Annotated in this window: 15 protein-coding genes and 1 pseudogene; 13 read left to right on the plus strand and 3 right to left on the minus strand. The window is 68.8% G+C overall.

The window, feature by feature from the left end:
* Both H261_RS19400 and H261_RS19405 read right to left on the minus strand, forming a co-directional pair.
* The coding region (locus H261_RS19400) for a hypothetical protein (protein WP_008620935.1) at positions 1–1,141 on the minus strand (1,141 nt) is incomplete at its 3' end.
* Between the two features lies 1 nt (position 1,142).
* Positions 1,143–2,603, minus strand: a complete 1,461-nt coding sequence (locus H261_RS19405) for an MBOAT family O-acyltransferase (RefSeq protein ID WP_008620936.1) — start codon at positions 2,601–2,603, stop codon at positions 1,143–1,145.
* Positions 2,604–2,853: 250 nt separating this feature from the next.
* Between H261_RS19405 and H261_RS19410 the strand changes: the two genes are divergently transcribed.
* The 4 genes from H261_RS19410 (at position 2,854) to H261_RS19425 (ending at position 5,798) form a co-directional block, all read left to right on the plus strand.
* Positions 2,854–3,621: an NAD kinase gene (locus H261_RS19410; protein WP_008620937.1), complete on the plus strand. Its 768-nt coding sequence runs from the start codon at positions 2,854–2,856 to the stop codon at positions 3,619–3,621.
* A complete protein-coding gene (locus H261_RS19415) occupies positions 3,621–4,667 on the plus strand; it encodes an AbrB family transcriptional regulator (RefSeq protein WP_008620939.1) in 1,047 nt (348 codons plus the stop codon). Before H261_RS19410 ends, H261_RS19415 begins: the two co-directional genes overlap by 1 nt.
* Complete coding sequence (locus H261_RS19420) at positions 4,664–5,146, plus strand: WbuC family cupin fold metalloprotein (protein ID WP_008620943.1); 483 nt, start codon at positions 4,664–4,666, stop codon at positions 5,144–5,146. The genes H261_RS19415 and H261_RS19420 overlap by 4 nt, the downstream gene beginning before the upstream one ends.
* A 175-nt stretch (positions 5,147–5,321) precedes the next feature.
* Positions 5,322–5,798, plus strand: a complete 477-nt coding sequence (locus H261_RS19425; protein ID WP_008620947.1) for a DUF992 domain-containing protein — start codon at positions 5,322–5,324, stop codon at positions 5,796–5,798.
* 55 nt (positions 5,799–5,853) lie between these two features.
* Here H261_RS19425 and H261_RS19430 read toward each other — a convergent pair whose 3' ends face one another.
* On the minus strand, positions 5,854–7,254 hold the full coding sequence (locus tag H261_RS19430; protein ID WP_008620961.1) for a UDP-N-acetylmuramate--L-alanine ligase: 1,401 nt from the start codon (positions 7,252–7,254) through the stop codon (positions 5,854–5,856).
* A gap of 49 nt (positions 7,255–7,303) precedes the next feature.
* On the opposite strand from H261_RS19430, the gene H261_RS19435 reads away from it, so the two are divergent.
* From H261_RS19435 to boxB, 9 genes and pseudogenes are all read left to right on the plus strand, one after another.
* Entirely contained in the window at positions 7,304–8,149 is an 846-nt protein-coding gene (locus H261_RS19435) for an LD-carboxypeptidase (RefSeq protein WP_008620962.1), read from the plus strand.
* A gap of 86 nt (positions 8,150–8,235) precedes the next feature.
* A pseudogene (locus H261_RS19440) lies at positions 8,236–9,114 on the plus strand (helix-turn-helix transcriptional regulator); the annotation flags it as partial.
* 31 nt (positions 9,115–9,145) lie between these two features.
* On the plus strand, positions 9,146–10,738 hold the full coding sequence (locus tag H261_RS19445) for an NADH-ubiquinone oxidoreductase-F iron-sulfur binding region domain-containing protein (protein ID WP_008620969.1): 1,593 nt from the start codon (positions 9,146–9,148) through the stop codon (positions 10,736–10,738).
* The gene (gene fdhF / locus H261_RS19450) at positions 10,735–13,410 is read left to right on the plus strand and encodes a formate dehydrogenase subunit alpha (RefSeq protein ID WP_008620970.1); all 2,676 of its coding nucleotides are present in this window, start codon (positions 10,735–10,737) and stop codon (positions 13,408–13,410) included. Before H261_RS19445 ends, fdhF begins: the two co-directional genes overlap by 4 nt.
* A gap of 121 nt (positions 13,411–13,531) precedes the next feature.
* A complete protein-coding gene (locus H261_RS19455) occupies positions 13,532–14,002 on the plus strand; it encodes a 4-hydroxylaminobenzoate lyase (RefSeq protein ID WP_008620971.1) in 471 nt (156 codons plus the stop codon).
* A 10-nt stretch (positions 14,003–14,012) separates the two neighbouring features.
* Complete coding sequence (locus H261_RS19460; protein ID WP_008620972.1) at positions 14,013–14,801, plus strand: alpha/beta fold hydrolase; 789 nt, start codon at positions 14,013–14,015, stop codon at positions 14,799–14,801.
* A gap of 4 nt (positions 14,802–14,805) precedes the next feature.
* Positions 14,806–16,353, plus strand: a complete 1,548-nt coding sequence (locus tag H261_RS19465; protein ID WP_008620974.1) for a 3,4-dehydroadipyl-CoA semialdehyde dehydrogenase — start codon at positions 14,806–14,808, stop codon at positions 16,351–16,353.
* Positions 16,354–16,591: 238 nt separating this feature from the next.
* Positions 16,592–18,244, plus strand: a complete 1,653-nt coding sequence (gene boxC, locus H261_RS19470; protein ID WP_008620981.1) for a 2,3-epoxybenzoyl-CoA dihydrolase — start codon at positions 16,592–16,594, stop codon at positions 18,242–18,244.
* 5 nt (positions 18,245–18,249) lie between these two features.
* A complete protein-coding gene (boxB, locus tag H261_RS19475) occupies positions 18,250–19,671 on the plus strand; it encodes a benzoyl-CoA 2,3-epoxidase subunit BoxB (protein ID WP_008620983.1) in 1,422 nt (473 codons plus the stop codon).
* Positions 19,672–19,717: the final 46 nt, after the last annotated feature.

Genomic DNA, 19,717 nt, shown 5'->3' on the forward strand with positions numbered 1-19,717 from the left:
GCGCCCTGACCTCGGCCACCTCGGCGGGGTGGGTCTCGGCGTAGCGGACGCGTTCGGCCCGGATGCGGGCGCTCACCTGCTCCACGTTGTCCGGGGTGAGGCGGATTCCAAAGGAATCATCTCCCTTGCCGGTGATGATCCGCTCCAAGATCAGATCGCCCGCCGCCTTGGTGAAATGTGAGCCGTCCCAGTACCAGCGCATCCTCTGGCCGGGGGTATGGGGAATGTCCTCGGCGGTGACCGGGTTGGCGCCGCTGAAATCCCACAGCTCGGCCTTGGACGTCGCCACGGTGGTGGCCAGTTCGCGTTTCCACTGTTCCCAGACGGGCATCAGGCCGGCGGCGGCCTTGGCTTCCAGCGTCTTGGCATGGACGGGGGTGATGAACAGCGCCACCCGTGTCTTGCCGTTGTCGAAGGCCTTCAGCAGGCGCGCGAGATCGGCCATCCGTTCTGGCGTATAACGGAAACCATCCTGGGAGCGGAAATAGCTCATCTGGGCGCGGAGCAGGCTGTCTATCTCGGCGCGGTGATCGATGCTCTTCTTGCGGACGCCGATATCATAGGTGCCATCCTTGGCGAAGGGCTGGCGCAGGCCGCGCATCGAACTGGCCAGGACCCAGCCGGAATCGGCGAAGGCCTCCAGCGACAGCAGCCGCTGGATATAGACCGGCCAGGGGGAGGCCCCGGCGTATCCCGATTGGTCGAAATCACCGTGTGAATTGGTTTCCTTGCCGAACATCATGAGGTCGAGGCCGATCACCACCAACCGGGGCGTCTGATGCCGGGCGGCATACTCGGCCGCTGGAACGAGTTCGGCGATGTTGGTGTCCGACAGCGAGGCGTTGAAGGCGGGCGCGCCGTTCAGGGCAAAGGAGCCGGGGTCCAGCCCCATTTCGCCCCGGGACGAGCCGTAGAGCAGGACGTCGAATCGGGTGTGGGCCAGAATCAGCGCCTTGTTGACCCGGCTGCCGCCCCGGCGCAGCGTCTTCTGGTCGTTGAAGCCCTTGACGTCGCTCCAGCGGAAGCTGGCATAGGGATCGACGGCGAAGTTGAACCCCGCGCCGAGCGCCAGCAGCGCCACGATTCCGCCCAACAGGGTGAGCAGGAAGCGGCGGGGGGGCGGGGGGGCGGGCTGGGTCATGTCAGAACTGGTAATAGAGGAATTCGCTGGTCCGCCACAGGGTCATGACGGAACAGGCCAGCAGGGCGGCCAGGGTCCAGGCCCAGCCGGACGATGGACGCCAGGCGAGACGGGCCAGGCGCTCCGGCGCCGCCACGGGCTCCAGCCCCGGCCCGGTGGTGCGCATGATCTGCTGGCTGTTGGGGGCCAGGGCGCAGACCGCCATCAGGATCAGCGCGAGGGCCAGCCCGTCCCAGGCCGTCTTGACCGCGCCGCCGCTCAGTCCGCTCAGCCCGGCCATGCCCTTGAGGATGATCAGCGCGGCTCCGAAATCGGGGGCGCGGAAGAACACCCAGGCGACGATGACCAGCACCTGGGTCAGCACCCAGCCGGCGACCAGCTCGCGGCGGCCCGGTTCGGCGGGACGGACGGCCCGCCAGGCGTGGTTGCCCACCAGCATCAGCCCGTGCAGGCAGCCCCAGGCCAGGAAGGTCCAGGCGGCGCCGTGCCACAGGCCGCCCAGGGCCATGACGATCATCAGGTTGAGGTGGCGCCGCACCGGGCCGCAGCGTCCGCCCCCTAAGGGGAAATACAGGTAGTCGCGCAGGAAGCGCGACAGGGTCATGTGCCAGCGCCGCCAGAACTCGATGATGCTGGCGGCCTTGTAGGGCGAGTTGAAGTTGACCGGCAGGTCGATGCCGAACAGCCGCGCCAGCCCCACCGCCATGTCGGAATAGCCCGAGAAATCGAAATAGATCTGCACCGTATAGGCCAGGGCGCAGGTCCAGGCGGCCCCCAGGCTCAATTCCTGCCCCGAGGCGGCGGCGGAAAAGCCCGGCGAGACGTAGGACGCCACCCAATCGGCGATCACCGCCTTCTTGAACAGGCCGATGGCGAACAGCGACAGGCCGGCCGCCAGATTCTCGGCGGCGCCGTCCTGCCGCCGGGGCTGGCGGAACTGGGGCATCATCTCCTTGTGGTGGATGATCGGCCCGGCGATCAGGTGGGGAAAGAAGGTGACGAACAGGGTGTAGCTCAGCGCGTCGTTGTCCCGGGCCAGATCGCGCCTGACGTCCACCAGATAGGCGATCTGGGTGAAGGTGAAGAACGACACGCCGAGCGGCAGTTCCAGCCCCCGGGCCTCGATCATCAGCCCGACCAGCGGGGCGACGGATTCGGCGAAGAAGCGCTCGTACTTGAAAATGCCGAGGAAGGCCAGATTGGCCGCCAGTCCGGCGGCCAGCACCGCGCCGCCCCACGGCGTGCCGCGGGTCCGCGCGATGGCCAGCCCGAACAGGAAGTTGCCGGCAATGGAGACGGCCAGCGGCCAGGCATAGGCCGGATTCCACCATGCGTAGAAGACGACCGAGGCCAGGGTCAGGAAGGCCATGGCCGGGCGCCATCCCGCCTGCCGCGCCAGGGCGAACCCGGCCAGGGCCAGGGGCAGGAAGCCGAACAGGAAGGGGGCCGAGTTGAACAGCATTCAGGCGAAGGAGCCGACGGCCGGTGGGGCCTTCTGCTTCCAGGCTCGGCGGCAGGCCGGAATCCGCACGCTCATGGTGCCTCGGAATTGGGATTGACCTTTGCGCCGCCATCGCGGCAAATCGACTGGCGGGGAAACCGCACGGCTTGGATAACAAATTCCCCCTATCCACGCAACCCGCTGCCGGACTGGGAACGGTCCAGGGGCCGGGCCGGGCGGGGCGAACGGTGATGCTCAGTCCGAGGCAGTCATGATCTTTTCCTCCATCGCCTTCGTCGCCGCCGAGACCGAGGCCGCCAAGGCCGCGCTGTCGCGGCTGCAAGGCCGCTATCCGCACGTGCCGCCCGAGGAGGCCGACCTGATCATCGCCCTGGGCGGCGACGGCTTCATGCTGGAGACCCTGCACCGCTTCGTGGCCCGCCGGGTGCCCATCTACGGCATGAACCGGGGCAGCGTCGGCTTCCTGATGAACGTCTACCGCGAGCACGGGCTGATCGAGCGGCTGTCCAAGGCGGAACAGGTGATCCTGCACCCCTTGCGCATGAAGGCGCGCACCGCTTCGGGCGAGGAGGTGGACGCCCTGGCCATCAACGAGGTCTCGCTGCTGCGCGAGACCCGCCAGGCGGCCAAGCTGCGCATCCGCATCGACGGCAAGATCCGCATGGATGAACTGATCTGCGACGGCATCTTGCTGTCCACCCCGGCGGGCAGCACCGCCTACAACCTGTCGGCCCATGGGCCGATCATTCCGCTGGGGGCGGGCATCGCGGCGCTGACCCCCATTTCCGCCTTCCGGCCCCGGCGCTGGCGCGGCGCCCTGCTGCCCCACACCGCCAAGGTGGTGTTCGATATCCTGGAGGCCGGCAAGCGTCCGGTCAGCGCCGTGGCCGACTACACCGAGGCCCGCGACGTGGTCGAGGTGGAGGTGCGCGAGGACCGTTCCTGCGATCTGGTCCTGCTGTTCGATCCCGAGCACAATCTGGAGGAGCGCATCATCACCGAGCAGTTCCTGCCGTGATGATGAGAGTGCGGTCCTGGACCATCGCCCTCGGTCTGGGCGCGGCGGGGGGAGGGCTGTTCGCCGCGCTCGACCTGCCGCTGCCGTGGATGCTGGGGGCGCTCACCGCCACCACCCTGGGGGCGCTGGGCCGGCTGCGGCCCGAGGTTCCCGCCCCGCTGCGCGGCGTGATGATCGCCGTGCTCGGCCTGATGCTGGGCAGCGCCTTTTCCCCCGAACTGCTGGGTCGCATCGGCTGGTGGAGCGAATCCCTGCTGGTCCTGCTGCTGGCCATGGCGGTCACCGCCATCCTGGTCACCGTCTACCTGATGCGCCGCGCCGGCATGAGCCGGGTCACCGCCTTCTTCGCGGCGGCGCCCGGCGGCATCAACGAGATGGTGTTGACCGGCGGGGCGCTGGGCGGCGACGAGCGCACCATCGCGCTGTCGCATTCCCTGCGCATCCTGCTGATCGTCTTCACCGTGCCGTTCGGCTACCGGCTGATCGCCCACGTCCATTCGGTGCCCATGGGGGAAAGCATGGGGCGTCTGGCCGATCTGGGCGGCGCCGACGCCCTGTTCATGCTGGGTTCGGCGGTGATCGGCGCCGCCCTGGCCCGGCTGGCGCGCCTGCCGGCCTGGATGCTGACCGGGCCCATGGTGGCCAGCGCCGGGCTGCATCTGGCCGGAATGACCGCCTTCCGTCCGCCGGCCGAACTGGTGGTGCTGGCCCAGGTGGTCACCGGGGCGGCCATCGGCTGCCGCTTCCGCGGCCTGTCGTGGTCGGACATGGCGGAGATGGCCCGCCCGGCCATGGGGGCCACCGCCATCATGCTGGTGCTGTCGGCGGGGGCGGCCGGCCTGCTGGCCGCCGCCGGCGACCTGCCCTTCGGGGTGTTGCTGCTGGCCTTCGTGCCGGGCGGCATCGCCGAGATGTGCCTGGTGGCGCTGGCGCTCGGCCAGGACGTGGCCTTCGTCTCCACCCATCACGTGGTCCGCGTGGTGATGGTGATCATGCTGGCGCCTCCTATCTTCAAGATGATCGAGTGCAGGAGGAATGCCCCATGAGGGAGATCGATCGCCGGGACCTGGCCGACCTGACCGCCCAGGCCGCCGGGCGGCCGCGGCGGCGGCTCAACATCAACCTGCACGGCGATGCCTCGGATTCCATCCAGCGCATGGTGATCGCCTTCGAGCCGGAGACCTATATCCGCGTCCACCGCCACCCGGCGCAGTTCGAGACCTTCATCCTGCTGTGTGGCCGGGCCGCCCTGCTGTCCTTCGCCGACGACGGCAGCGTGGACCGGCGCATCGAGATGGCCGAGGACGCGGCGCGGCTGGTGGAGATTCCCGCCGGCACCTGGCATTCCCTGGTCTCCCAGGCGCCGGGCACCCTGGTGGTGGAGGTCAAGCCCGGCCCCTACCAGCCCACCGGCGAGGCCGATTTCGCCGCCTGGGCGCCGCCCGAGGACCATGCCCATGCCGGGTCCTGCCGCGACTGGATGAGACGCTGTGCCGTCGGCGGGCGGTTCAATCTCAAGGAATAGAATTGTTGCGACGCAGCAATTGTCGAATCGTAGCTGTCACAATCCGCACAGGCATTCTCCTTCCCATCACAGGAATCCATGCCATAATCCTTGCGGTCGCCGCGCTCCGACAGGACGGCCACTTTGGCGTGACTGCGGTATCGGGCGCGGGACGGGCAAAATTAAGGAGGGGTCGATGAAGAAGTGGATTGCTTCGACGGTTGTCGCCTTGGCGGCTCTGTTCGCGTTCGGCAACGACGCCCGCGCCGAGGGCGGCGTGGTTCTGGGTGTCCTGACCTGCAGCAAGACCGGAACCGGCACCACCTACGTGGTCCATTCCCGCAATCCGGTGGCCTGTGAATACAACGGCGTCGGCGGCCCGTCCAAGTACACCGGCAAGAGCGGCATCCTGTTCGGCATCGATCTCGAGATCGAGCACATGGACGGCATGGGCTATCTGGTGATCGGCGGCACCGCGACCGACAAGAACAGCCTGCAGGGCTATTATGTCGGCGCCAAGGCGTCGCTGACCGTCGGCCTCGGCCTGGCCGCGCAGGCCGGTCTGGTCGGCATCGGCAACGACTTCGTCCTGGTCCCGGTCGGCCTGGGCGGCCAGATCGGCATCGGCGCCACCGCCGGCATCGCCTATCTGGACATCATGGGCGCCAAGTAGGCGCCCTCCGCGACGTGACGGAAAAAGGCGGGAAGGACGGACCTTCCCGCCTTTTCTATTGCCCCAGCCGGGCCAGGATCTCCTCGGCGAAGAGGGACAAGGTGTCGTCGCGGGCGCCCATCACCACGATGCGGTCGCCGGGCCGGGCCATCTCCACCAGGGCGTCGCCGCAGGCGGCGCGCTCGCCCAGGGCGAGGGCGCGGCGGCCACGCACGGCGATGCCGTCGGCGATGTGGGCGCTGGTCACCGAGCGGTCCACCGTGCCGCCGAAATAGGCCGGATCGGGCATGACCAGCACGTCGTCGGGGCCCAGATTCTCGGCGAAGCAGGCGACGAACTCGTCCTTCATCAGGCGCAGCGGGCCGAAACCGTGGGGCTGGAACATCACCAGCAGGCGGCCCGGCCAGTCGTGCAGGGTGGCCAGGGTGGCGGCGATCTTGTCGGGGTTGTGGGCGAAATCGTCGATCACCGTGACGCCCGCCCTGGCGCCCACGGTCTCCAGGCGGCGACGCACGCCGGTGAACTCGCCCAGCGCCCGCGCCCCGTCCTCCAGGCTCACCCCGGCGGCGGCGGCGGCGGCCAGGGCGGCCAGGGCGTTGGCGACGTTGTGGCGTCCCGGCACCAGCAGGCGTACCGGCACCGTTCCGCCCTCCCTGTCCCGTGCCGTGAAGGCGATGCCGTCGGGGGCGGGGGCGATTCCTTCGGCCCGCAGGTCGGCGCGCGGATCATGCAGGCTGTAGGTCTTCACCCGCCCGGCGGGCAGGCCGGCGGCCAGTTCCGCCGTCCCGGTATTGTCCAGGTTGAGCACCGCCACCCTGGCCTTGGCGGTGAAGTCGCCGAACAGGCGGCGCAGCTCGTCCATGGATTTGTGGTCCAGCGCGATGTTGTTCACCACCGCCACATGGGGGATGTAATGGGCGATGGAGCCGTCGCTTTCGTCCACCTCGGCGACGAAGGCCGGCCCGCTGCCCACCAGGGCGCTGGAGAACGGCGCGTCGGGGCGGACGAAATTCCTCATCACCGCGCCGTTCATCACCGTCGGTTTTTGGCCGCAGCGTTCGAGAATCCAGCCCAGCATGCCGGTGGTGGTGGATTTGCCGCTGGTGCCGGCGATGCCGATGGACAGTTCGGCCCCGTTGAACAGGCGGGCCAGCAATTGCGGCCGGGTCAGCATGGTCGCTCCCAGCGCCCGGGCCGCCACCACGTCGGGGACGCTGTCCTCCACCGCCGCCGAGGTGACCAGCACCTGGGCGGCATCGGTGAGGCCGCTGCCGTCCTGGGGGAACAGGCGGATGCCCAGTCCCTTCAGGTATTCGAACTTGGGGGCGAGGCGGCCCTGGTCCAGCGAGCGGTCGGAGCCGGCCACGGCGCCGCCGCGGGCGCGGACGATCAGCGCCAGGGGCAGCATGCCGCTGCCGCCGATGCCGCAAAAGAAATAGGGGGTGTCGTGCTCCATGGCCGGAGGCTACAATTCGCCGCTCGGGACGGCAAGGGGATCGGCGGCGATGGCGGAAGGCACGACCAGGATCGGCATCGTCGCGCCGGGCTCGGCCATCGACCGCGACATCGCCGAGCGGGTCACGGCGCTGGCCGCCCGCCTGTATCCCGACGGGCGGGCCGAACTGGTCTTCCATCCCCAATGCTTCGAGGCCTGGGGCCATTTCGCCGGCCGCGACGAGATGCGGCTCAAGGCCCTGGCCGAGACCGCCAACGACGACAGCCTGGACGCCGTGTGGTTCGCGCGCGGCGGTTATGGTGCCTGCCGCCTGATCGAGGGCCTGCTGCCGTCCCTGGGCGAGGCCGCCCGGCGCAAGGTCTACATGGGCTATTCCGACGGCGGCTCGCTGCTTGGCGCCCTCTATGGCCGGGGCGTTTCCCGTCTGGCCCACGGCCCCATGCCGGTGGACATCATCCGTCCGGGCGGCGAGGCGGCGGTGGTCCGGGCGCTGTCCTTCCTGGTGGAGCGCAACCCGCAGGCGCTGGAGCCGTCGCTGTCGCCCGAGGTGCCGGCCGCCGCCTTCAACCTCACCATCCTCTGCCACCTGCTGGGTACCCCCTGGCAGCCCGACCTGTCGGGCCATGTGCTGATGGTCGAGGAGGTGTCGGAATACATGTATCGCATCGACCGCGACCTGTTCCAGCTGACCAGCGCCCCGGCGCTGCGCTGGGTGGCGGGGCTGAAGCTCGGCCGCTGTTCCGACATTCCGCCCAACCGCCCCGATTTCGGCCAGAGCGAGGAGGAGGTGGCCCGCGCCTGGTGCCGGCGTTCCGGCATCAACTGGCTGGGGCGCGCCGATATCGGCCACGACGTCGGCAACAAGGTGGTGCCGTTCGGGCTGTGGCGGGTTTGATTTCTGCATCATAGTGCAGGTCCGGGCTAGCCAATCCGGAACGGCCGTGCTTCACTGAAGACTCGGGCAACAGGGATTCAGGATCGGGACAGATGGTCGAACAGGCGGAATTCGCCGTTCTCGCCAAACGATTGGGCGATCGGGTCAAACGCTTCCGCGCCCGGCGCGGCATGTCGCGCAAGGATCTGTCCTGCCATGCCGGCATTTCCGAGCGCTATCTCGCCCAGTTGGAGGGCGGGCAGGCCAATGTCAGCGTCAACATCCTGTGGCTGCTGGCCCAGGCCATGGACACCCCCATCACCGAGATGATCGAGGCCGAGGCCGAGGCCAGCCATCCCGACCTGCCGCTGGCCAAGAAGTTCCTCGACCAGCTCAATCCGGAGCAGCAATCCGAGGCCTATGTCCTGTTGCGCCAGAACTTCAAGCGCGGGCTGAAGCTGAAGCGCCGGGTGGCGCTGATCGGCCTGCGCGGCGCCGGCAAGACCACGCTGGGCAAGGCGGTGGCCGAGCGGTTCGGCGCCCCCTTCGTGCGCATCACCTCGGTGATCGAGCAGATCGCCGGCATGGACATGACCGAGATTCTGCTGTCCACCGGCCAGAAGGGCTACCGCAAGCTGGAATACTCGGCGCTGGAAGGCACGGTGGAAAGCCAGCATTCCATGGTGCTGGAGGCCGGCGGCTCGCTGGTGTCCGAGCCCCGCACCTTCGAGCTGCTGCTGCAATCGTGCTTCACCGTCTGGGTCCAGGCGACGCCCGAGGAGCACATGCGTCGCGTCATGGGCCAGGGCGACCTGCGCCCCATCGCCGGCCAGCAGATGGCCGCCATGGAGGATCTGCGCACCATCCTCGACGCCCGGCGCCATCTCTACGGACGGGCCGACGCGGTGCTCAACACCTCGGGCCGCGCCATCGGCGACAGCATCGAGGAATTGTCGCGCCTGTGCGCCCCGCATCTGGGGCTGTGATTCTCTTCTCGCGTGCACTATAGTGCAGGGCATGAACGCCGCTCCCCGCCCCCACCGCCGCCTCGGCCCCGCCGCCGCCTCGCCCGAATCCGTGGCCGAAATCGTCGCCCTGCTGCCGGCCGATTTCCGCCGCCGCGACCTGCTGATCGAGAACCTGCATGCGTTGCAGGACCGCTTCGGCGGGTTGTTCCGCCGTCATCTCGCCGCCCTGGCCGAGGAGATGCGCCTGGCCCCCGCCGAGGTGCAGGAGGTGGCCAGCTTCTACGCCCATTTCGGCTTGGCAGGCGACGGCGAGACCGTGCCCGGGGCGGTGGTACGGCGCTGTACCGGCCCGGCCTGCGCCATGCGTCCCCTCGACCTGGGAAACCTGCCGGCAGGGGTGGCGGTCGAGGATGCGCCCTGCATGGGGCTGTGCGACCACGCCCCCGCCGCCCTGGCCGGCAAGGTGCCGGTGCGTGGCGCCGACGCGGCCAAGGTGGCGGCGGCCCTGGGTCCGGCCGGCGCCCCGGCGATGCCGGCGGAGTATTCCTATCCCGTCCTGGCCCGCTGCCTGTCCGGCGAACTGCCCCGCGATGCGGTGCTGGCCGAGCTGGACAAGGCAGGCTTGCGCGGCATGGGCGGTGCCGGCTTTCCCACCGCCCGCAAGTGGCGGAGCGTGGCGGCGCAGGACGGGCCGCGCCTGGTGGTGGTCAACGCCGACGAGGGCGAGCCCGGCACCTTCAAGGACCGCTGGTTCCTGGAGACCGCCGCCGCCCGCGTGCTGGAAGGCGCCCTGATCGCCGCCTGGGCGGTGGAGGCCGACGAGGTCTACCTCTATCTCCGCGACGAGTATGCGGACCTGCATCGGATTCTGCGCGGGATGGTCGCCCAACTGCCCGGCGCGGTGCCGGTCCACCTGCGGCGCGGCGCCGGGGCCTATGTCTGCGGCGAGGAATCGGCGCTGATCGAAAGCCTGGAGGGCAAGCGCGGATACCCGCGTCAGCGCCCGCCCTATGTGGCCGAGGTGGGGCTGTTCGGCCGGCCCACCCTGGTCAACAACGTGGAGACCCTTTATTGGGTCGGCCGCATCCTGGCCGAGGGGGCGGAGCTGTTCACCAATGAGGGCCGCAACGGACATAAGGGCCTGCGCACCTATTCCGTCTCGGGCCGGGTCAAGGAACCGGGGGTGAAGATCGCCCCCAACGGCATCACCATCACCGAGCTGATCGAGGAATTCTGCGGCGGCATGGAGGACGGCCACGTCCTGGCCGCCTATCTGCCGGGCGGCGCCTCGGGCGGTTTCCTGCCCGCCCGCCTGACTCCGCCCCTGGCCTTCGGCGCCATCGAGGAGCATGGCGGCTTCATCGGCTCGGCGGCGGTGGTGGTGTTCTCGCAGGCCGACGATCTGCGGGCGGCGGCGCTCGGCCTCGCCCGCTTCTTCGCCCACGAGAGCTGCGGCCAGTGCACCCCCTGCCGGGTGGGCACCGCCAAGTCGGTGGACCTGCTGGCCCGGCCCGCCTGGGACCGGGACTTGCTGAGTGACCTGGCGGACGTCATGCGCGACGCCTCCATCTGCGGCCTGGGCCAGGCGGCGCCCAATGTCTGGCAGAGCCTGCTGCGCCATTTTCCCGAGGTGGTGAAATGACCCGCTTCATCCTGGACGGCGCCGAGGTCGAGGCCAAGGACGGCGAGACCATCTGGCAGGTGTCCAAGCGCCTGGGCACAACGCTGCCGCATCTCTGCCACACGGATCGTTCCGGCTTCGAGCCCGAGGGCAATTGCCGCGCCTGCGTGGTGGAGATCAAGGGCGAGCGCGCCCTGGCGGCGTCGTGCAGGCGCCGCCCCACGGCCGGCATGGTGGTGGAGACCGCCAACGGGCGGGTCGACAAGGCGCGGCGCATGGTGTTCGAGCTGCTGCTGGCCGACCATGCCTCGCCCGACCCGGACTCGGCCTTCCTCGGCTGGGCCGGGGCGGTGGGGGTGAAGGCCAGCCGGTTCGCGTCCACCACCGCGCCAGCGGCCCCCGACACCTCCCACCCGGCCATGGCGGTGCGGCTCGACGCCTGCATCCACTGCACGCTCTGCCTGCGCGCCTGCCGCGAGGTGCAGGTCAACGACGTGATCGGCATGAGCGGGCGGGGGGGCGAAAGCCGCATCACCTTCGATTTCGCCCAATCCATGGGGGCCAGCTCCTGCGTCGGCTGCGGCGAATGTGTCCAGGCCTGTCCAACGGGAGCGCTGCTGCCGGCCGCCGGTCCGGTCCGGGCCGAGCGCAGCGTGGACAGCCTGTGCCCCTATTGCGGCGTCGGCTGCCAGGTCACCTATCATGTGCGGGGCGATGCCATCGTCGCGGCGACGGGGCGCGACGGGCTGGCCAACCACGAGCGCCTGTGCGTCAAGGGCCGCTTCGGCTTCGACTATTCCCGCCATCCCCAGCGCCTGACCACGCCGCTGGTCCGCAAGGAGGGCGCCCCCAAGGAACCGATCGATCCGGCCGATCCCTTCAGCCATTTCCGTCCCGCCACCTGGGACGAGGCGCTGGACATCGCCGCCGCCGGGTTGAAGCGCCTGCCCAGGACGGCGCTGGCCGGCCTCGGCTCGGCCAAGGGCTCCAACGAGGAGGCCTATCTGTTCCAGAAGCTGGTGCGCACCGGCTTCGGCAGCAACAACGTCGACCACTGCACCCGGCTGTGCCACGCCTCGTCGGTGGCGGCGCTGCTGGAGGGCATCGGCTCGGGGGCGGTCACCGCCCCCATCGCCGAGGTGGCCAACGCCGAGGTGATCGTCCTGATCGGCGCCAATCCCTCGGCCAATCACCCGGTGGCGGCCAGCTTCATCAAGAACGCGGTGAAGCGGGGCGCCCGGCTGGTGATCCTCGACCCCCGGGGGCAGGCGCTGACCCGCTTCGCCAGCCATCACCTCCGGTTCAACAACGGCACCGACGTGGCGCTGCTGAACGCCATGCTGCACGTCATCGTCGCCGAGGAGCTGTACGACAAGGATTTCGTGGCCGCCCGCACCACTGGCTTCGCGGAGCTGGCCGTCCACCTCCAGGCCTATTCCCCCGATTCCATGGCGCCGCTGTGCGGCATCGATGCCGGCACCATCCGGGCGGTGGCGCGTCTTTACGCCCGCGCCGGCTCGGCCATGATCCTGTGGGGCATGGGGGTGTCGCAGCACAGCCACGGCACCGACAATTCCCGCTGCCTGATCGCCCTGGCCATGCTGTGCGGCCAGGTGGGCCGAAAGGGCAGCGGCCTGCATCCGTTGCGCGGCCAGAACAACGTCCAGGGCGCTTCCGATTCCGGGCTGATCCCCATGATGCTGCCCGATTACGGCAGGGTGGGGACCCCGGCGGTGCGCGGACGTTTCGAAGCCGGCTGGGGCCAGGACCTCGACCCCGCTCCCGGCCTCACCGTGGTCGAAATGATGAACGCCGCCCAGGCGGGGATCATCCGCGGCATGTATGTGGAGGGCGAGAACCCGGCCATGTCCGACCCCGATCTCGCCCATGCCCGCGAGGCGCTGGCCGGCCTGGACCATCTGGTGGTGCAGGACATCTTCCTGACCGAGACGGCCATGCTGGCCGACGTGGTGCTGCCCGCCTCGGCGTTCTTCGAGAAGACTGGCACCTTCACCAACACCGACCGCCACGTGCAGATGGGCCGGCAGGTGCTGGACCCGCCGGGGAAAGCGCGGCCCGATCTGTGGATCATCGCCGAGATGGGTAAGCGCCTGGGCCTTGCCTGGAGCTATGACGGCCCCCGGGCGGTGTTCGACGAGATGCGCGGCCTGATGGATTCGCTGGCCGGGATCACCTGGGAGCGGCTGGAGAAAGAGGGCGGAATCACCTATCCCGCCGGCAAGGCCATCCTGTTCGACGAATCCTTCCCCACCGGGGACGGCAAGGCGCGGCTGGTGCCGGCCTCGGGCCTCGTCCCGGCGGAAAGCCCCGATGCCGAATATCCCTTCCTGCTGTCCACCGGCCGGGTGCTGGAGCACTGGCATACCGGCTCCATGACCCGGCGCTCCGACGTGCTCGACCGCCTGCAGGGCGTGCCGGCGGTCAATATCAGCCCGGCGGACATGGCCCGGCTGGGGCTGGCCGAGGGGGCCATGGTACGCATCGAAAGCCGACGGGGCCGTGTCGAGGCCGTGGCGGCGGCGGATTCCCGGCTGTCGCCCGGCGCCCTGTTCATGCCGTTCTGCTTCACCGAGGCGGCGGCCAACCTGCTGACCAATCCGGTGCTCGACCCGGTGGCCAAGATCCCTGAGCTGAAGGTCTCGGCGGTGCGGTTGTCGCCGGCCGGCAAGTAGGCCTGCCATCCCGATGGCCACCGGGGTGGCAGGCAGAACGGCGCCATGCATTATAATGCTTCTAAGGCGGCGGGTGCGGTGATATAGTTCCGGTCGTTCACCCCTATGGGAGCGACAATCCGTGTCCAAGACCGCATTCAAGGCGCTGGTGGCGCAGGTAACCTCTTCCATCGCCGGGCTGCCGGTGGATGAAACGCTGGCGGGCGTGCTCGGCGCCCGCTTTCCCGCCGACGGCGCGGTGTTCAAATCCATCGAGGCGGCCTGCCACGCCGGCATCGCCGAAGGCTGGATGTGCGAGAACGAGCACGGCGGCATCCGCTACGGAAGGGTCGCCGAGGCCGACGGCCAACTGTCGGACTTTTCCATCGACGTGGTCCACATGAAGGACGTGGTGGGGCCGCGCCACCGCCATCCCCTGGGCGAGATCGACATGATCATGCCCATCGATCCCGATGCCAAATTCGACGGCGCTCCGCGCGGCTGGCTGGTCTACGGCCCCGACAGCGCCCACCGTCCGACCCTTACCGAGGGCGCCGCTTTGGTGCTCTACCTGTTGCCCGGCGGGCAGATCGACTTCTCGCGGCCCAAGTGAGGGCCGGGCCATGTGGCGCGAGCATCAGCACGGCATGATCGAGCTTTCCGACCAGCGGCTGGAATACCGCTGGATTCACCCCCATGCGCCGGAGCGGCCCACCCTGGTGTTCCTGCACGAGGGCCTGGGCTCGGTCGGCATCTGGCGGGATTTCCCCGACAAGGTGGCCGAGGCGACGGGATGCGGCGCGTTCCTCTATTCCCGCGCCGGCTATGGCCGCTCCAGCCCCGTCGCCCTGCCGCGGCCGCTGACCTACATGCATCACGAGGGGCTCGACGTGCTGCCCCGCCTGCTGGCCCACCTGAAGCTGGGGCCGGTGGTGCTGGCCGGCCATTCCGACGGCGCCTCCATCAGCCTGATCCATGCCGGCGGGACGCCCGCCCCGGATGTGAAGGGCGTGGTCTGCCTCGCCCCCCATGTGATGAACGAGGCGGTTTGCGTCGCCTCGATCCAAAAGGCCAAGGAGGCCTATGAAAGCGGCGATCTGCGCCAGCGGCTGCTGAAGCTGCACCACGACAACGTCGATTGCGCCTTCCGGGGCTGGAACGGCGCCTGGCTCGATCCCGATTTCATGGCCTGGAACCTGGAGGAATTCCTGCCCGGCATCCGGGTGCCGGTGATGGTGATCCAGGGCCGCGACGACGAGTACGGCAGCCGCGTCCAATACGAATCCATCCAGGCCAAGGCCGGGGCGGGCGCCGAGGTGGTGCTGCTCGAATCCTGCCGCCATTCCCCCCACAAGGACCAGCCCGAGGCGACCCTGGCCGCCATCGTCCGCTTCGTCCACTCCATAGGATGATCCCATGATCCGCTTGCAGAGCTATCTCGCCGGCCATTGGCAGGACGGCGCCGGTTCCGGCGCGCAGTTGAAGGACCCGGTGAGCGGCGAGATCCTCGCCACCGCCTCGGGCGACGGCCTGGACATGGCCGGGGCCCTGGCCTTCGCCCGGGACAGGGGCGGGCAGGCGCTCCGCGCGCTCACCTTCGCCCAGCGGGCGGGGCTGATCAACGCTTTGGCCGGGGTGCTCGCCGAGAACCGCGAGCGCTACAATTCCATCGCCCTGGCCAATTCCGGCAACACGGCGGTGGATGCGGCGCTCGACGTGGACGGCGGCATCGGCACCCTCAAATACTACGCCTCCATCGGCCGCAAGCTGGGCGAGGCCCATCTGCTGGCCGAGGCGACCGACGACCAGCTGACCAAGGACGAGGCCTTCCGCGGCCGCCACATCTGGACCACGCTGCACGGCGTGGCGGTGCACATCAACGCCTTCAACTTCCCCTCGTGGGGGCTGTGGGAGAAGGCGGCGGTCAGCCTGCTGGCCGGAATGCCGTTTCTGGCCAAGCCGGCCACCGCCACCGCGTGGCTGGCCCATGAGATGGTCCGGGACGTGGTGGCGGCCGGCGTGCTGCCCGACGGCGCCATCTCGCTGCTGTGCGGCGGCGGGCGCGACCTGATGGATCATCTGCGGCCCGGCGATCTGGTGGCCTTCACCGGCTCGGCCGATACGGCGGAGCATCTGCGCTCCAATCCCAACGTCATCCGCTCCAACATCCGCTTCGCGGTGGAGGCGGATTCGCTCAATCTCTGCGTCCTGGGGCCGGACGCTTCGCCCGATTCGCCCGAATTCGCCGCCTTCATCAAGGAGGTGTCGCGCGAGATGACCGTCAAGGCGGGGCAGAAATGTACCGCCATCCGCCGGGTGCTGGTGCCGCGAGACAGGGTCGATGCCGTCGTGACGGCCCTGAAGGCGGCCCTGGCCAAGGCGGTGATGGGCGATCCCCGGACCGAGGGGGTGCGCATGGGGCCGCTGGTCAGTCGCGCCCAGGCCCAGGCGGCGTGGGCCGGACTGGACCGGCTGAAGGCCGAGACCCGGGTGGCGGCGGGGGGCGGTAACGACGATGGTGGTTGTTTCGTGCCGCCGACGTTGCTGCTGTGCAACGACCCCATGGCCGCCAGGCTGGTGCACGAGATCGAGGTGTTCGGCCCCGTCGCCACCCTGATGCCCTATGACGGCGTGGACCAGGCGGTGGCGCTGGCCCGCAAGGGCGGCGGCTCCCTGGCGGCCTCGGTGTTCTCGGGCGATGGGGCCTTCCTGGCCGGTTTCGTCCCGGCCATCGCCACCAGCCACGGCCGCGTCCTGGTGGTGGACGGATCGGTGGCGGCCGGCCATTCCGGCCACGGCGTGGTGATGCCCCATTGCGTCCACGGCGGCCCGGGCCGGGCCGGCGGCGGCGAGGAACTGGGCGGCCTCAGGGGCCTGCGCTTCTACATGCAGCGCTCGGCCGTCCAGGGCAGTCGCACCATGCTGGACGCCATGACCCAAGGCGCGGCGGTGGTCGCGCTCTGAGTCTGTCATCCCGAGGGAAAGCCGAGGGATCTCCGTCTGGAAACCGTTTCAGAATCGGCACCGATCATCGGGGCGGAGATCCCTCGCTGCACTCGGGATGACAAGTGGAGTATGCCTCCCCACATGCAGGATAATGCCGCAAATCGGCATTGCGGTACTTTAATGCAAGTTTCCTCTTGCGAACAATTCCAAATCTGCACTATAGTGCATCCAGTCATTCCAACCGAGGCGCACGCCCATGATCAACTTTCAAACCTCCCCCGAGAGCTACCGGCACTGGAAGCTGGCCTTCGACGGCGCCGTGGCGACGCTGACCATGGATGTGGACCCGACTTCCACCTTGGCGCCGGGCTACGAGCTGAAGATGAATTCCTACGATCTGGGCGTCGATATCGAGCTGTACGACGCCGTGCAGCGCCTGCGCTTCGAGCACCCCGAGGTGCGGACCGTGGTGATGGCCTCGGCCAATCCCAAGATCTTCTGCGCCGGCGCCAACATCAAGATGCTGGGCGTCTCCACCCACGGCCACAAGGTGAACTTCTGCAAGTTCACCAACGAGACCCGCAATTCCATCGAGGATGCCAGCGAGAACTCGCGCCAGACCTATATGTGCGCGGTGACCGGCACGGCGGCGGGCGGCGGCTACGAGCTGGCGCTGGCCACCGACTACATCATGATGGTCGACGACGGCAACACGGCGGTGTCCCTGCCGGAGGTGCCGCTGCTGGCGGTGCTGCCCGGCACCGGAGGCCTCACCCGCGTGGTGGACAAGCGCAAGGTGCGCCGCGACCTGGCCGACATCTTCTGCTCCATCGAGGAGGGGGTGAAGGGCAAGCGCGCCGTGGAATGGCGTCTGGTCGACGAGGTGATCCCGTCCTCGGCCTTCAAGGCGGCGGTGGCGAAGAGGGCCGCCGAACTGGCCGCCAAATCCGACCGCCCGGCGGGCGAGAAGGGCGTGGTGCTGGCCCAGGTGTCGCGGGTCATCGGCGAAGACGGCGTCACCTATCCCCATATCGACATCGCCTTCGACCGCGCCACCCGCGCCGCCAACATCACCATCAAGGGCCCCAATTCCGCCTGTCCCGCCGATCTGGCCGGGATCAAGGCGGAAGGAGTCGACTTCTATCCCCTGGCCCTGGCGCGCGAGCTGGACGACGCCATCCTGCACCTGCGGGCCAACGAGACCACCATCGCCACCTGGGTGTTCCGCACCGAGGGCGATGCCGGTCTGGTGATGGGCTACGATGCCGCCCTGCAAAAATTCGGTGCGTCCGACTGGCTGGTGCGGGAAATCCTGCTGTACTGGAAGCGCACGTGTAAGCGTCTCGACGTCACCAGCCGCACCCTGTTCGCCCTGGTGGAGCCCGGTTCGTGCTTCGCCGGCTTCGTGGCGGAAATCCTGTTCGCGGTGGACCGCTCGTTCATGCTGGACGGCACCTTCGAGGGCAATCCGGCGCCCGCCGCCACCATCCGCCTGTCGGCCTTGAACTTCGAGGGCCTGCCCATGGGCAACGGCCTTTCGCGCCTCGCCACCCGCTTCCTGGGCGAGCCCGACAGCGTCGGCAAGGCGCGTGACACCATCGGCCGGGACCTGGACGCCGCCGCCTGCGCCAAATTGGGTCTGGTCACCGGCACCCCCGACGACATCGACTGGGAGGACGAAATCCGCCTGATGATCGAGGAACGGGCCGCCTTCTCTCCCGATTCTCTCACCGGCATGGAGGCCAATCTGCGCTTCGCCGGCCCCGAGACCATGGAAACCAAGATCTTCGGCCGCCTCACCGCCTGGCAGAACTGGATTTTCCAGCGCCCCAACGCCGTCGGCGACGCCGGCGCCCTCAAACTCTACGGCACCGGCAAGCGCGCCACCTACAATCAGGAAAGGGTGTAACCGTCATGTCCTCGATCAATTACGCCGAAAAGATCCCCAACAACGTCAACCTGTCCGAGGACCGGAAGCTGCAGCGCGCCCTGGAATCCTGGCAGCCCCATTATATCGACTGGTGGAAGGAGATGGGCCCCGAGGGCACCGCCACCTCCGAGATCTACCTGCGCACCGCCATTTCCGCCGAGCCCGACGGTTGGGCCCAGTTCGGCCACGTCAAGATGGAGGATTACCGCTGGGGCATCTTCCTGGCGCCGCCGGAGAAGGACCGCAAGGTCAATTTCGGCGCCCACAAGGGCGAGGACGCCTGGCAGGAGGTGCCCGGCGAGTACCGCTCCATGCTGCGCCGCCTGATCACCGTCCAGGGTGACACCGAGCCGGCCTCGGTGGAGCAGCAGCGCCTGCTGGGCAAGTGCTGCCCCTCGCTCTACGACTTGCGCAACCTGTTCCAGGTCAATGTCGAGGAAGGCCGCCACCTGTGGGCCATGGTCTACCTGCTGCACGCCCATTTCGGCAAGGACGGCCGCGAAGAGGCCGAGGAGATGCTGGCGCGGCGCTCGGGCGACGCCGACAAGCCGCGCATCCTGGGCGCCTTCAACGAGAAGACCGCCGACTGGCTGGCCTTCTTCATGTTCACCTTCATCACCGACCGCGACGGCAAGTACCAGCTGTGCGCCCTGGCCGAATCCGGCTTCGATCCCCTGTCGCGGTCCTGCCGCTTCATGCTGACCGAGGAAGCCCACCACATGTTCGTGGGGGAAAGCGGGGTGGGCCGCATCATCGAGCGCGCCTGCCAGGTGATGAAGGAGAACCGCACCGACGACGTCAGGAAGTTCGGCGTCATCGACCTGCCCACCATCCAGCGCTACCTTAACTTCCACTACTCGGTGACCTCGGACCTCTACGGCGCCGAAGTCTCCACCAACGCGGCGACCTCGTACAACATGGGCCTCAAGGGCCGCTTCGAGGAGACCAAGATCGGCGACGATCACCAGTTGGAGAACACCACCTATTCGGTGCTGCACCCCGTGAGCGGCGGCTTCCAGCCCATCGAGGTCCCGGCGCTGAACGCGCTCAACGAGCGCCTGCGCCTCGACTGGGCCGAGGACGTGGCCAAGGGCGTCGAGCGCTGGAACAAGATCATCGCCAAGTACGGCATCGACTTCAAACTGACGTTGCCCCATCTGGCCTTCAACCGCGCCATCGGCCATTTCTCCGACATCGCGGTCGATCCCGCGGGCAAGGTCATCTCCACCGAGGAGTTCGAGCGCCGCCGCGACGAATGGCTGCCCTCGGAATCCGACCTCGCTTATGTCCTGTCGCTGATGGGCGGCGCGGTGACCCAGCCCGGCAAGTTCGCCAACTGGATCGCCCCCCCGGCCCGCGGCATCAACAACCAGCCGGTGGATTTCGACTACGTGCGGTTCGCGTAAATTTCAGCATCACTCCTCCCCCCGGCTTGCCGGGGGGAGGCTGGGA

This window comes from Paramagnetospirillum caucaseum, assembly GCF_000342045.1.
Classification (GTDB): Bacteria; Pseudomonadota; Alphaproteobacteria; order Rhodospirillales; family Magnetospirillaceae; genus Phaeospirillum; species Phaeospirillum caucaseum.

Excerpts from the sequence above, each read along its gene's own strand:
- H261_RS19405 (WP_008620936.1), bottom strand. The coding sequence starts at position 2,603 with ATGCTGTTCAACTCGGCCCCCTTCCTGTTCGGCTTCCTGCCCCTGGCC.
- H261_RS19410 (WP_008620937.1), top strand. The coding sequence starts at position 2,854 with ATGATCTTTTCCTCCATCGCCTTCGTCGCCGCCGAGACCGAGGCCGCC.
- H261_RS19415 (WP_008620939.1), top strand. The coding sequence starts at position 3,621 with ATGATGAGAGTGCGGTCCTGGACCATCGCCCTCGGTCTGGGCGCGGCG.
- H261_RS19420 (WP_008620943.1), top strand. The coding sequence starts at position 4,664 with ATGAGGGAGATCGATCGCCGGGACCTGGCCGACCTGACCGCCCAGGCC.
- H261_RS19425 (WP_008620947.1), top strand. The coding sequence starts at position 5,322 with ATGAAGAAGTGGATTGCTTCGACGGTTGTCGCCTTGGCGGCTCTGTTC.
- H261_RS19430 (WP_008620961.1), bottom strand. The coding sequence starts at position 7,254 with ATGGAGCACGACACCCCCTATTTCTTTTGCGGCATCGGCGGCAGCGGC.
- H261_RS19435 (WP_008620962.1), top strand. The coding sequence starts at position 7,304 with ATGGCGGAAGGCACGACCAGGATCGGCATCGTCGCGCCGGGCTCGGCC.
- H261_RS19445 (WP_008620969.1), top strand. The coding sequence starts at position 9,146 with ATGAACGCCGCTCCCCGCCCCCACCGCCGCCTCGGCCCCGCCGCCGCC.
- fdhF (WP_008620970.1), top strand. The coding sequence starts at position 10,735 with ATGACCCGCTTCATCCTGGACGGCGCCGAGGTCGAGGCCAAGGACGGC.
- H261_RS19460 (WP_008620972.1), top strand. The coding sequence starts at position 14,013 with ATGTGGCGCGAGCATCAGCACGGCATGATCGAGCTTTCCGACCAGCGG.
- H261_RS19465 (WP_008620974.1), top strand. The coding sequence starts at position 14,806 with ATGATCCGCTTGCAGAGCTATCTCGCCGGCCATTGGCAGGACGGCGCC.
- boxC (WP_008620981.1), top strand. The coding sequence starts at position 16,592 with ATGATCAACTTTCAAACCTCCCCCGAGAGCTACCGGCACTGGAAGCTG.
- boxB (WP_008620983.1), top strand. The coding sequence starts at position 18,250 with ATGTCCTCGATCAATTACGCCGAAAAGATCCCCAACAACGTCAACCTG.